We start from the raw sequence: 13,724 nt of genomic DNA on the forward strand, positions 1-13,724 counted from the left end.
CGTGGATAGCGCCTTATTTCCGAAGAGGTTACTTCTGTTCCCGCCGTTTATTCGGTTTTAGGTGGTGGGAGAGAACGAATGTCCCAATTCCTTCTGGTTTTTCTTATTTTATTCAAGGGGTACGAAATTACGGCTATTACCGTTCTACTTATTCTGCTTCTACTTCGATTTTTGTTTTGAAATATTTCCAGTGCTTATAACTAATGATATATTCGGCTACGCTTCGATCGGCAAGAAAAGAATGCTTGACTTGTTTGACGACTGGTTCGCGAAAGCTTAACTTTAACAAGTTCAATAATTCTGGATCATCGGGAAAGACGATTTCATTCGTCTCAACAGATGAAAGAGAGAAGAGGTCGATCCCAAAATCTTTTCTCACTCTCTCGTAGATACTGGAGTATTGAGATAAGTCTTTACTAATAGGTTCCTTGACCAGGCGTTTTGGCAAATGAGTGATATGCACAAGGAAAGGGATATCCTCAAAATACCGCACTCGTTTGATGCGATAATAAGAACCATTTTTTGGTAGTCCAAGTTCTTCTAAAATATCAGGTTCTTGCTCTTCTTCTATTGAAACGACCTTGACCTTCTCTTTATCTAATGAATGTAATTCGATATCTGAGAATTTGACTGATTGAGAGACTTTTGATTTAGAAACAAAGGTTCCTTTACCTTGGACGCGATAGAGATAGCCAGCAGTTGTAAGTTCATTCAATGCTTTAACGGCTGTGATCGAGCTGACAGAATATTTTTTCTTGATATCTGCTTCTGAGTAAAACTTATCTCCAGGAACAAATAAATGATTTTTGATTTCAGCTAATAATTCTTGCTTAATTTGTTCATATTTGGGAATCACCACATGAGACCTCCTTTTTTTGCGGTATTCAATTAATTTTACCATAACATGTTAACTTGTTTGTGGCAATGGATTAATTTTGGAACTAAATTTTTCAAGAAAAAAATATAATATGTTAAGATGTTAGGTTTACGTTTGAGTTGATATGTGATATAGTGTACGTAATCAATAGCTAACATGTTAAGTAGCTTAGATGTTTATTTAAGGGGGAAGAGAGATGAGAAATATCTTATTGGTCAGTCATGGTAGCATGGCCGATGGAGTCAAAGCCAGTTTAGAAATGATCGTTGGCGCGCAAGAACATGTCCACACACTTTCTTTAAGATCAGATGGTGATAATTTACAATTTGAACACGAATTAACTGAGAAAATGAAAGCCCTTAACGGTTCGACCTTGATTATTGCAGATCTGCTAGGTGGGACACCATGTAACACAGCACTAAAAAATTACCTAGAAGATGAAGAAGTTACAATTATTGCTGGGATGTCTTTACCTTTAGTCATGGAAGCGACCCTTAATCCACAAGCAACGATCGAGGCGTTGATCGATTTAGCATGCGGGGGTATCGTAGATATCAAAAACAAGATGATCGCAACGGAAGCGGAAGAAACGCAAGCCGCAGAGGGAGATCTAGCACAATATAAGGAATTTAAAGGCAAAGCGAATATTGTCAATGTAAGGATTGATGAACGCTTGATTCATGGTCAAGTTGCAGGAATTTGGTCCACAAGTTTGAATACACAACGGATCATTGTGATCAATGATGAGGCAGCAATGGATTCTTTACAAAAATCTTCATTAAGAATCGCAGCGCCTACATCTATGCGGCTATCCGTTTTAACTGTTGCTGCGGCGGCAAAAAATGTTCAATCTGGAAAATACGGCAAACAACGTATTTTTTTACTTTTTAAAAATCCAACAGATGTCTTGCGGTATTTAGAAGCGGGCGGTGAGCTGGCTGCAATCAATGTAGGAAACATGAGTCATAAAGAAGGTGCGAGAGAAATCACGAAAAGCATCAAGGTCATGAAAGAAGAAGAAGCAGTGTTTGAAGCAATCGCAGCCAAAGACATAACGGTGACCGCTCAACTGGTACCAAATGATCCAGTCATCGATTTTATGGAAAAACTAAGAAAGTGATTTAGGAGGAAATAATCATGCAACATCTAGCCATGTATCAAATTATTCTTATTACAGTTTATGCTTTTATCGCAATCAATGATTCACTTATTTCAAATACGTTGACACAACCAGCCATTGCGGGAATGATCTCCGGGATGATCATGGGAGATTTAGAAACTGGCTTGATGGTAGGAGGAACCCTGCAATTGATGCGTTTAGGGATCGCAGCTTTTGGAGGTGCATCTGTACCCGACTTCTTTACTGGTGCTGTATTAGGAACGGCGTTTGCTGTCATTTCTGGTAAAGGGGCGGAATATGGGATCGGTCTAGCTGTACCAGTATCATTACTGATGCTACAGCTTGATGTCGTTGCTCGCTTCTGTAATGTCTTTTTGCTTCACCGTGTCGATCGTGCGATTGAAGATATGCGTATCAACAGTATCCCACGGTTAGTATTATCTGGTTCATTCCTATGGGGGCTTTCTCGAGCAATCCCGATCTTATTGATGTTACTAGTCGGTGATGCGGCAGTTTCAACAATCACAGAAAATACACCTGAATGGTTGATGAATGGATTGCGTACAGCAGGTGGTGTACTACCAGTTGTCGGTGTGGCTATCCTTTTACATTATTTACCAGCAAAACAGTATATTCCTTACTTACTTTTAGGGTTTTTCTTATCAGCATATCTACAAGTACCAATGCTTGGTATTTCAATCGTTGGTGTTATTGCTGCATTGTTAGTATTCAAACGAGATAACGAAAAAGAAGCAACTGCTCAAATAGTGACAACCACTGGAACACTTGAAGGAGGTTTTGATGGCGATGAGTAATCAAAAGTTAACGAAAAAAGAATTGAATGTCATCAGTTGGCGCTATATCCTGGGTAGCCAATTGAATTGGAACTACGAGCGTATGATGAGTACCGGTTATCTCTATGGTATTTTACCTGTACTGAAAAAATTCTATGGGGAAGACAAATCACAATTACAAGATATGATGAATACCCATAATCAATTTTTCAACACGAATGCGATTTTTGGGAACTTGATCATGGGGATCGATGTGGCAATTGAAGAAGAAGATGGTTACAAAGCAAAAGATACGATCGTCGCGTTGAAAACAGCGTTGATGGGTTCATTAGCAGGGGTAGGTGATTCATTATTCCATGTCATCTGGGGAACGATTTTTGGTTCAATTGCGGGTACATTGGCACAAAGCGGATCAGTCGTGGGCTGTGTGATCTGGATCATTGCCAATATCGCTTTACTTTTTGGACGAGCAGCATTATTACCACTTGGCTACAAGCAAGGAGTTAAATTAGTTACGACTCTGAAAAATAAACTAACTGCATTCACCAACGCAGCAACTGTTTTAGGGATCACAGTTATTGGTGCCTTGATTCCTTCTGTTATCAAAGCAACGGTTCCTTTCATTTATAAACAAAATGGGGTGGAGTTAGTTGTTCAAGACACATTAGATGCGATCTTACCTTCATTAGTACCGGTTTTATTAGTCTTATTGACATACTGGATGTTAGGGCAGAAGAAATTGAATTCAACTCGCGTGATCTGGATTATTTTGATTCTTTCAATTGCATTAAGTGCTGCTGGGATTTTAGCTTAACTGATTCATAAAAAATGAATGAAGTGATCGTAAGGTCGTGATCTGATCTGCAAGAAAGAATCGTTCGAAATAAGAATGCGCCTTTCTTGCAGATTTTTTTAGTTCAAAAAATATCTATAATCATAAAGGAGAACAAAATGAAGCGTTGGTCAACAAAATTAGTGGTGACATTAGGGTGTAGTTTATTCGTTGGTATTGGGTTAGGGTACAGTCAACAAGTCGGTGCAGAAGGAACACAGACAGACATACAAAAAAATATGATATCAGAAAACTATGAGTCAGATTTTTCGCAGCATTTAGGTACTTGGCAAGACATTGTTGGAAAAGCAGATAAATATACCAACGAGAATGGGTTACAGATCGCAAATCAGAAAGTCAATCAACAATTTGAGTCTGTGTCGTTATTATTAGATGCAGGTGTCCGCAGTTCAGGTGATCTAGAATACACGTTTCTATATGAGGGACAGACCAATTTTGGACTAGTTTTTCGAGGGAACGATCAGACGATATCGAACTGGCAATCGTTTGCCTATATGCGCGATGGTGAATGGCAATTGGGGCAGCCTGGGGGAAAGTGGTTGACAGCCATCAAAGGCCCTACACTGATTCCAGGACAAACCTATAAATTGTTACTAAGATATGAAGGAACATCGTTCCAAGCATATTTGAACGACCGTTTGTTGTATGAAAATCAAGAAGTTTTTTATACTGATGGGACAACGATCAATGGGGACTGGTCAGGTTATTCAGGGATTCGGTTATTTGGGAATGAAAGTAAATTAACTATTTATTCCATGCGTAGTGGAGCGGTCAATAGTCTGCAAGTAGAAGAACCGACAGAAGAATTTCAAACAATGAAAGCAAGCTGGAAAGATCAACTTGTGTCAACAACGACCGATTTAGCCAATCCAGCGATTGCTAATTATGTAAGCGCTCTTTCTAACGAAGCAGAAAAACTTTACAAGACAATGAATCAAGATCCTGACCGCACGTATCTATGGCCATTAGAATCTGGAAATACCGCTTCGGCAGATTTAACCACGCAATTTATAAAGTTGCAAAAACTAGCGTTAGCATACGGAACGAATGGGACAATTTTTTATCAAGATGAAGTCGTCAGTCAAGCGATTCAAAGTGGATTAGATTTTATGATCACAAAAAAAGGCTATGATGGCACAAAGTATCATGGTAATTGGTGGGATTGGCAAATCGGAGTAGCTCAAAAATTTGTGGCGATTTTGATGGTACTGGATGAAAACGTGCCAGAGGAGAAACTTCAAGAGTATACGAGTGTGTTGAGTAAATATGTACCCGATCCATTTAAACAACTCTACACAAAACCACAAGGAACTTTTGTCGCGCTTGATTTTATACCAAATTTTTCAACGACTGGTGCGAATCGCACAGATTTAGCGCAAACTGTCTTAGGACTAGGTCTCTTACAAAATGACCCAGCAAAAGTCACACAAGCAGTTGAAAGTATTACTGATGTCTTCAAACTAGTGACACATGGCGATGGATTTTATCAAGATGGTTCATTTATCCAGCATGAAACGATTCCATATACAGGTTCTTATGGCAATGTACTAGTCAAAGGTGTAGGACAAATTTTATCGATTGTCAAAGAATCCCGCTATACTTTGACAGCAGAGCAGATCAAATCGTTTGTTGATAATGTCCAATCGGCATTTATCCCATTAGTATATCAAGGTGAAATGTTGCCTTTAGTCAATGGTCGCTCCATTTCTCGAGCACCAGCTGCAACAAAAAATGGTTACGGCTCGACAACCATGTACAATTTATTGATCGTGGCAAAATTTGCACCTGAAACACAGCAAAAAGCATTAAAAGAAGCAGTGAAATATTGGATGCTGTCTAATCCTGACTATTATTTGACAAATCCGAGAGATTTCAATGATCTGATGATGACAACCAACTTATTGGAAGATGCAACAATCGTAGGCAATCAGCTACCGTTCATCGGAACGAAGATGTATCATGCAATGGATCGGTTTGTCCAACGAACAGAGAATTACCATTTAGGATTAAGCATGTATTCGAAGCGAATCTCTTCATTTGAAGCAGGAAATCTGGAAAATCAACGAGGCTGGCATACCTCAGATGGAATGGTTTATCTTTACAATGATGACCAAGTCCAATTCGGTCCGAGTTATTGGCCAACCGTCGATCCTTATCGTTTACCTGGCACGACCATCGATACAGTACCTTTAGCAGATGAAATTTCAGCATTTACTACAGTGACTTCAAATGAAACATGGGTAGGCGGGACCGCTGCTGGAGATCAAGGTGTAGTAGGGATGGCTCTTAACAAAGCAGGAACAAAGAACAATGGCACGACCTTGCCGATGAATGTACAAGGGAAGAAGTCATGGTTTACATTGGATGGGCAAATCATTGCCTTAGGTGCCGGTATTACAGGAGATACAACTGCCTCAATCGAAACAATCGTCGATAATCGTTTATTAAATGATTCGTATAAGTATCAAGTACTTTCGGATGAAGGAATGATTGATCAGTCACAACAAACGAAGGAGACATCGTGGTTATTGCTTGAATCGGATCATCAACATGCGTCGATCGGTTATTATTTCCCACAGAAAGAAACAGTGGATGTAATCAGCGAGACACGTACAGGGCCTTATCAAGAAATTAACGAAGCATTCCCTAGTGATACGCAATATACTGGTGACTATCGAACCTTCTCGATCAATCATGGCCAACAACCTAAAGATGCGGATTATGCTTATGTGATGTTGCCAGGAACGACTCAATCGGAATTAGAAACGTATGTGGCAGAACAGCCAGTCGACATTATACAAAATACTAAAGAAATCCAAGCAGTAGAAGTAAAAACATCCGGTTATTTAGGTATCAATTTTTGGCAAGGACAAGGTGGAGAAATTGCTGGGATCAAAACGAATAAACCAGTTTCTTTATTGAAACAAATGAAGTCAGAACAAACGGTTTATACACTTGCTAATCCGACACAACAAACTGAACCAGTAACGCTTCGTTTATCAAGTGATTTTACTGACGTGGTGTCTATGAGTGAGGGGATTGTCTATGATAGTCAAACCAATACGTTTACCATTGATTTCGGTCAATTCGAAAGCAAAGAGATCGTTGTCAAATAGCTCTACCTTTCTAGGTCATAATCAAACACAGATCAATTGAAAAAAACAGAAACTTCCCAAACGTTTTCTTATTGGAGAAGTTTCTGTTTTTTTATAAATATGCTCTCTTATGCCCATTTGAGATCGCCGATAAAGTTGATATTCAGCCATAAAGAATAGTCAGAGAAACCTTCAGTTACTTTGTGGTTGAGTTTATCTCTTAGATGATCTTGCGCGCGGATACTATCTAATTCACTGTCGGGTAAAATCACGATATCTAGTTCAAGAATGACTTGATCCCCGACTTTTGCGATTCGTAAGACATAGGTTTCGATGGCGATATTTTGCAAGAGCTTATCAACTACAAACAATATTTTTTCGCGTAATTCATATTTTGGGGGTGCATAAGTAAGTTCTAATGTGGCATTTTTGATTTCAGTCACCGATAGATAAATATAGAAAATAGTGATTCCAATGGAAATCACAGGGTCGATCAGTTGGGCGATTGCAATGTAAGATGTTTTTGCGAGCAACCCAGAGGCAATGATGGAAACCACTACCCCTAAACTAAACAGAAACCCGAAACGCCATTGTTCCAACTCCACCTTATAAAAGGAATGATTGATTGGATTTTTTTTCAAATAAAGATAAAAAACAAAACAAAAGAGTGTCCCAAATAAAGAAAAGGGCAAGCCAATCGCTAAATCAACGTAGGTATCTGCAAAAAGCAAACTGAAAAAAGACTCAATCAGGCCATAGGAAGAAATCAATAGGATGACACTGTATTGGATAAAAACAACCAAGGGCATCAGTGATTCCTTTCCAAATGGAAAACGTTCAAAATCTTGTGTCTGGATAAACTTAGCAATATATAATGCGATCAGAGACATCAGCGCACCGACCATCGTATAGACACCATCAAGCAAGAGGACGTTGTAATTGATCATCAATCCCGTAAGTAGCGCTAAAAGACCATAAACGGTTCCTGCAATGATGGAGGCGGTTAATAATTTTTTTATTTTTTGTGTATTTTTCATATAACTAAAATCCTTTCTGGAATAAATGCTTTTTTGAGAATCATATTAATTGTAATAAAAGATGCGAATAAATACTTGCGGTTAGAGTCGTTCTAAGCCTTATACTTTAATCATCTTACTCAAAGGAGGAGCGTTGTACAAATAAAAAATCAAAACTAGAGGTGGAAATAGATTGAAAAAGAACGTATTGATTCTTGGTGCATCAGCACCAATTGCTAGATATAGCTATGAATTTTTAAAAAATGATCCTACTGTGAATGTAACTTTATTTTTGAGAAATCCGGATAAAGTCTTTGATAAGGAACGAAGTATCATTGGTGATGCGATGAATCTAGATGATTTGGTTCATGCAATGAAAGGCATTGATATCGTCTATTCTTGCTTAGGTCCTTACAATATGGTGCCTTTAGCTAAACATGTGATCGAGGCGATGAACCAGAATAAGATCAAACGCGTATATTGGATGGCAACACTTGGGATCTACGGTGAAGTTGACTTTAATGACGAAGAAGCAATTGCAGAGTTGGGCGACTATCGCGATCCTGATACTTATTTAGGGGATCAGCGTATTGCAGCAGATTTGATTGAGAACAGTCATCTAGACTTTACCATTATCCGCCCTAATTGGTTAACCGATAAAGAGATCATTGAGGATATTCGTATCGAGAATAGAAACGGAAAAAGTTACATTGGTGAAATCAGCCGACAAACTGTAGGAAAATACTTAGCAACTTTGATCAACGAGCCAACTACTCATATGTATGACTCTATTGCATTAACAGCAAAGGGGAAAATACACGAGTAAATAATTGAGGTTTGATAGAAATTTTCAGCTTTGAAAATAAGGCAGGACCCCCAGAAAGTATTCTTAGATTTTCTGGGGATTCTGTCTTACTATTTTTTGTGATGATCGAAAGGAAAGTAGTTAAAACAAACGTAAGATTCACTTTTGTCTGTGACCATAAAAACAAATCAACAGCAAGAATCAACGAAACCTCTTCGAAAATAAGGCAACAGCTACAAAAATTGGAAGAGTAATTTTTGTAGCTATCACCTTATTTCATGAGGCTAAACACTTCGGTGCAATATCGGATCGCTGATTCTTTGAGGCGATTATCCAGCCTGAGTGGAAAGTATGTTGGCACAGTCCAATTGATTGAACATTTTATAGAGATTGTCAAAACTTGTTTCGATCATATTTGATACTGCTTGGTCGGTATTCGAACCAATATGCGGTGTAATGATTACTCGCGGATACATATCGATCAGCGCCTTAGCTGTTGCATCGATCAATAATGGATCTTCATCAAAATTTTTGTTGAAAATCAGCGCTTCATTAGGTAAGACATCTGTACCAAATCCAGCTAGTTTTTTGCTCGTCAACGCATCAAGGATTGCTTGATTATCCTGTAATTCCCCTCGAGCAGTGTTGATCAAAATCGCGTCATCCTTCATTTTTCCGATAAAAACTTTATTAATGAAACGTTCATTTTTACCGGGGATGTAAGGAATATGGATACTGACGATATCACTTTCTGCCAGTAAGTCATCAAGCGACTTAAATTCGATGAATGCTTTTGCTTCTTCGCTTGGATATAGATCATTACCAATCACCGTTGCACCTAATCCTTTGAAAAGTTTTGCTTCTGTTAGTCCGATGTTCCCCACGCCAATGATTCCAACTGTACAGTTTCGGACTTCTTTACTGAACATAAAGCGATCAATCGTAAAATTATAAGAAGCTGTTTTATTCGTTGTATGAGTTGTTCTACGTAAAAGCATCATTGCTAAAGTAACAGATAATTCAGCGATTGCATTTGGTGAATAAAATGGTACATACGCGACTTGCATTTCATGATCGTGAGCTGCCATTATATCAATATGATTTGTCCCAACTGTACGCGTGAGTAGGAACTTGATCCCGAATTGGGCAAAGCGTTCGATATTCATACGATTTGCTAAACAATTTCCTCGAACGATGACGGCATCCATTCCTTTTGCTTCTGTGTAATTTGTCTCATTTAATAAATCTTCTACTAGTTTCAAGTTGAATCCGTGGACATTCAACTGCTGAAAGAGCTCTCTTTCAGCAGGACGAACACCATAACATACAACATTTAAATTTTTCATAGTATAGTTTCCTTTCGTTAATTATATAATGTGCTTTAATTTCCAATCAAGTTTAAGACGATGATCCAGATAGGGATTAAGACGATCGAGAAGAGTGTAGAAAGTAAAGAGGCGTTAGAGGCAAGTACTGCTTCTTTTTCAAAGTTTATGGCATAAGCAACCGCAACTGTTGCAGCTGGAGTAGCCATCATAATGATCATTGTACTTAGACCAACTGAATTCACTGGTAAAATATTCATTGCGTTCAACAGTAAAATTGAAAGTAAAATCACAAGTGGGAAGACAATGACTTTAATGAATGAATAGTACCAAGCGGTATGACTGCTGAGGGTTTTTCCGAATGGAAGATCGCCTAATGTGATCCCGATTGCCAACCAAGCGAGTGGGGAGGCTAAACTAGAGAGGAACGTCAAAGGTTTAAATAGCCATGGCAACGTCTGATCGATTCTTAAAAAAGCAACAGATTCAGAACTAGACTGAGCAATTTGAGGTAAGCTATCTTGGAAGAGCCAAATAAATAATCCGATAAAAGTTGCCAATACGATTGGGTTCAAGATCATTTCTCTAATATTCTCGCGTGCCATTTTCAATCCACTCATTTTTAAATAAGCATAAGAGTATAAAAAGATACGATAACCAATGTTAAAAATCGATGCGTACAAAATCCCTTCTGCGCCAAAGACTGCACCGACAACAGGAATACCGAAAAATGTTGTTGACCCGAAAATAGAGAGTACACGCAATGTGTCTTCTTTATTTGGTGCATATCTAAAATAGAAGAATTTACTTAGAAAAATCAAGAAAACGTGGACCAAGATTCCGAGAATCAAAATGTTGATTCCTTGATTCAATACTTCATCATTCAAGTCCTGCATAAACGAATTAAAAGCTAATGCAGGAATTGCGACAGTTAAGACGACCTTAGACAAAGTCTTTCCGACATCTGATGAGAAAACCTCATGCTTTCTTAAAAAGTAACCTAATAATATAATAAACAGTGTGGAAGTGATCGCACTGATAATTTCTATGTTGATGACATTGCTTAATGTTTCTGATAGTGACATTTAAATTTTCCTCCTCAATCCTTGTGAATGTTTTAATTTGTTTATTTGAATCAGTTGTGCATGTTTACCAATCCTCCTCAATTACATCTTAGAGGTTAGAATCGTTCTAAGGTCAATATGCTTTATAAATAAAATCACAAAAGTATTTTTTCTTCTATATAAGTGATTTTTTACTTTTCTGATGTAAGCGGTTTTATCGAAATGATAAGAAAAAGATTGACCTTAGAGTTGTTCTACCCTTTAGTCTTAACATGTAAACAGGAAAACATATAAAGGAGAGAATAATATGAACAATCGCAAGAAAAAGTATTTTTGGCATCCAATGACGGATACTCGAGCAAGTGAAGAAGAAACAATCGTTATCGAACGTGGTGATGGGAATTTTATCTATGATGACACGGGAAGAAAATTACTCGATGGTGTCGGTGGATTATGGTGTATGAACGTTGGTCATAATCGCCCTGAAATGAATCGAGCAATTTCTGATCAAATGGAAAAATTATCTTACTATCAATTGTTTACGAATATTGCCCATCCCAAGGCATATGACTTGGCAGAAAAAATCATTCAAATGATGCAAGAAGAAGAGATGGCGAAAGTATTCTTTACTTCTGGAGGAAGTGATTCAGTAGATACTGCTTTAAAAATTACAAGACAATACTGGCAAGCAGTAGGTAAACCGACAAAGAAAGTATTTCTTTCATTGGAAAAAGCCTATCATGGGATGCATTATGGTGGAACGTCGATAGGTGGTAACCCGATCTATCGGGAATTTATCGGGCCTGGTCTACAAGATTGTGTGCGTGTTTCTTCCCCACATTTGAAGAAAAATAAATGGAATTGCCAAGATCCAGAAGAATTGACAAAACTCTGTATCGCTGAATTAGTTGAAACAATTGAGCAAGTGGGTGCAGATAATATTGCTGCATTTATTGCTGAACCGATCCAAGGTGCTGGTGGTATCATTGTTCCACCAACTTCTTACTGGCCAGCTTTACGTGAAGTCTGTGACAATCATGATATTTTATTGATTGCGGATGAAGTGGTGACAGGATTTGGCCGTTCAGGGCATCTTTTTGGTAGTCGTGGCTGGGGCATCAAACCAGATGCCATGGTTCTAGCCAAAGGATTATCTTCAGGATATGTTCCACTAGGGGCTACTGTTTTTAATAAACGCATCGTTGAAGGCATCGAATCAGCGACCAATGGAGCTAATGTCATTATCCATGGGCATACTTACGGTGGACACCCGCTCGGCTGTGTGGCAGCATTAGAAGCTTTACGGATTGTGGAAGAAGAAAATCTAGTTGAGAATGCCCGTGAAGTCGGTGCATATTTATTGGAACGCCTAAAAGGTCTTGAAGGAAAATATGACTGTATTAGTGATGTTCGTGGAAAAGGTTTGATGATCGCTATCGATTTTGAGAATACCGGGAAATATGATGTGGAACAAACATCAAAGAATGTACAAGCCGTTGCTGATTATGCTATCAATGCAGGCGTCTTGCTACGTGATGAATTACAAACGATTATCATTTCACCATCATTGACATTCTCAAAAGAAAATGCAGATCAACTATTTGATGCCATTCACATGGGATTTGAGGAATGGCAAAAGCAGCAATAATTTAAAGGAGGATCAATATGACAATCATTGGCGTACCAAAAGAAATAAAAAATTCAGAGAAACGTGTAGGCTTAACACCTGCAGGAGTCAAAGAGTTAGTAACAGCAGGTCATATCGTTTATGTGGAAGAACGTGCAGGGGAAGGATCAGGCTTTACAGATGAACAATATCGTGAAGCGGGCGCTCAAATCAAAGCGAATCCACAAACAATCTGGTCGGCAGAACTCGTCGTCAAGGTCAAAGAACCACTACCATCAGAATATCAATACTTTAGAAAAGATTTGATTTTATTTACGTACTTGCATCTAGCCGCAAATCTTGAATTGACCGAAGCATTGATCAAGTCTGGAACAACAGCGATTGCCTATGAAATGGTTACGAAAAGCGGAGCATTCCCATTACTCGCACCAATGAGTGAAGTCGCTGGCCGTTTAGGCGGTCTATTGGGTGCAGAGATTTTAGCGAAGCAAAGTGGAAAATTGATTTCAGGTGTAACAGGTGTTTTACCGGTTCAGGCAACTATTTTAGGTGGTGGGATCGCCGGAGTGAGTGCGGCGCATTACTTGCATGGATTAGGAGCAGATGTGACGATCTTAGATATCAATGTCGACCGCTTACGTGAATTGTCAGAGATGTTTAATGGGCAAGTAAAAACGCTCTATTCAAGCCCAGCGAATATTGAGAAAATGGCATTGACTAGTGATATTGTGATTGGTTCAGTCTTATTACCAGGTAAAAAAGCACCTCATCTTATCACAGAAGAATTGGTGAAGCAGATGAAAGAAGGAACGATCTTGGTGGATATTGCGATTGACCAAGGCGGCTGTTTTGAAACGAGCCAGCCAACCACCCATGAAGAACCGACTTTCGTTAAACATGGCGTAATCCATTACTCTGTAGCAAATATGCCAGGAATAGTGCCCCAAACGTCTACGCTTGCTTTGACGAATGTCACGATGAGATATATCAAAGGATTAGCCTCTCAATCATTGACTGACGTGATCCAAACCTATCCAGAACTGATACCGGGTATCAGCACACTTGACGGAAAATTGACCTGCCTTGAAGTAGGAGAAGTGTTTGAGCGAACAGTTGCTGATGTTCGTGAATTAATTTAAAGATTTTAA

The 13,724-nt window shown here is 38.7% G+C and carries 11 protein-coding genes; 7 read left to right on the forward strand and 4 right to left on the reverse strand.

The features are described from left to right. Nucleotides 1-148: 148 nt before the first annotated feature. Nucleotides 149-856, reverse strand: coding sequence for a GntR family transcriptional regulator (locus P3R27_RS00535; RefSeq protein WP_010734297.1), 708 nt, complete (start codon nucleotides 854-856; stop codon nucleotides 149-151). A 217-nt stretch (nucleotides 857-1,073) separates the two neighbouring features. Between P3R27_RS00535 and P3R27_RS00540 the strand changes: the two genes are divergently transcribed. From P3R27_RS00540 to hylB, 4 genes are all read left to right on the forward strand, one after another. Next, nucleotides 1,074-1,997, forward strand: a complete 924-nt coding sequence (locus tag P3R27_RS00540) for a PTS sugar transporter subunit IIAB (protein WP_301356637.1) — start codon at nucleotides 1,074-1,076, stop codon at nucleotides 1,995-1,997. Nucleotides 1,998-2,014: 17 nt separating this feature from the next. Then, nucleotides 2,015-2,812 (forward strand): PTS mannose/fructose/sorbose/N-acetylgalactosamine transporter subunit IIC, encoded by a 798-nt coding sequence (locus P3R27_RS00545; RefSeq protein WP_034687063.1) that lies wholly within the window; start codon nucleotides 2,015-2,017, stop codon nucleotides 2,810-2,812. Next, nucleotides 2,805-3,605 (forward strand): PTS system mannose/fructose/sorbose family transporter subunit IID, encoded by an 801-nt coding sequence (locus P3R27_RS00550; protein WP_200868941.1) that lies wholly within the window; start codon nucleotides 2,805-2,807, stop codon nucleotides 3,603-3,605. Before P3R27_RS00545 ends, P3R27_RS00550 begins: the two co-directional genes overlap by 8 nt. A 137-nt stretch (nucleotides 3,606-3,742) precedes the next feature. After that, nucleotides 3,743-6,760, forward strand: coding sequence for a hyaluronate lyase HylB (gene hylB, locus P3R27_RS00555; RefSeq protein ID WP_301356635.1), 3,018 nt, complete (start codon nucleotides 3,743-3,745; stop codon nucleotides 6,758-6,760). A gap of 107 nt (nucleotides 6,761-6,867) precedes the next feature. Here the strand turns inward: hylB and P3R27_RS00560 are convergent, their stop codons facing one another. Continuing rightward, entirely contained in the window at nucleotides 6,868-7,776 is a 909-nt protein-coding gene (locus P3R27_RS00560; RefSeq protein ID WP_034687057.1) for a cation efflux transmembrane domain-containing protein, read from the reverse strand. Nucleotides 7,777-7,948: 172 nt separating this feature from the next. Here P3R27_RS00560 and P3R27_RS00565 point away from each other — a divergent pair, with 172 nt between their 5' ends. Then, a complete protein-coding gene (locus P3R27_RS00565) occupies nucleotides 7,949-8,581 on the forward strand; it encodes an NAD(P)H-binding protein (RefSeq protein ID WP_034687055.1) in 633 nt (210 codons plus the stop codon). Nucleotides 8,582-8,889: 308 nt separating this feature from the next. On the opposite strand, the gene P3R27_RS00570 is transcribed toward P3R27_RS00565, so the two are convergent. Continuing rightward, on the reverse strand, nucleotides 8,890-9,906 hold the full coding sequence (locus P3R27_RS00570; RefSeq protein ID WP_034687051.1) for an NAD(P)-dependent oxidoreductase: 1,017 nt from the start codon (nucleotides 9,904-9,906) through the stop codon (nucleotides 8,890-8,892). Between the two features lie 35 nt (nucleotides 9,907-9,941). After that, nucleotides 9,942-10,970 (reverse strand): AEC family transporter, encoded by a 1,029-nt coding sequence (locus P3R27_RS00575; protein ID WP_034687049.1) that lies wholly within the window; start codon nucleotides 10,968-10,970, stop codon nucleotides 9,942-9,944. 286 nt (nucleotides 10,971-11,256) lie between these two features. On the opposite strand from P3R27_RS00575, the gene P3R27_RS00580 reads away from it, so the two are divergent. Together P3R27_RS00580 and ald are read left to right on the forward strand one after the other, a co-directional pair. After that, nucleotides 11,257-12,597, forward strand: a complete 1,341-nt coding sequence (locus P3R27_RS00580) for an aminotransferase class III-fold pyridoxal phosphate-dependent enzyme (protein ID WP_034687046.1) — start codon at nucleotides 11,257-11,259, stop codon at nucleotides 12,595-12,597. Between the two features lie 17 nt (nucleotides 12,598-12,614). Further along, nucleotides 12,615-13,715, forward strand: a complete 1,101-nt coding sequence (gene ald / locus P3R27_RS00585) for an alanine dehydrogenase (protein ID WP_034687044.1) — start codon at nucleotides 12,615-12,617, stop codon at nucleotides 13,713-13,715. Nucleotides 13,716-13,724: the final 9 nt, after the last annotated feature.

The sequence above is a fragment of the Enterococcus spodopteracolus genome (assembly GCF_030441955.1).
GTDB lineage: Bacteria > Bacillota > Bacilli > Lactobacillales > Enterococcaceae > Enterococcus_B > Enterococcus_B spodopteracolus.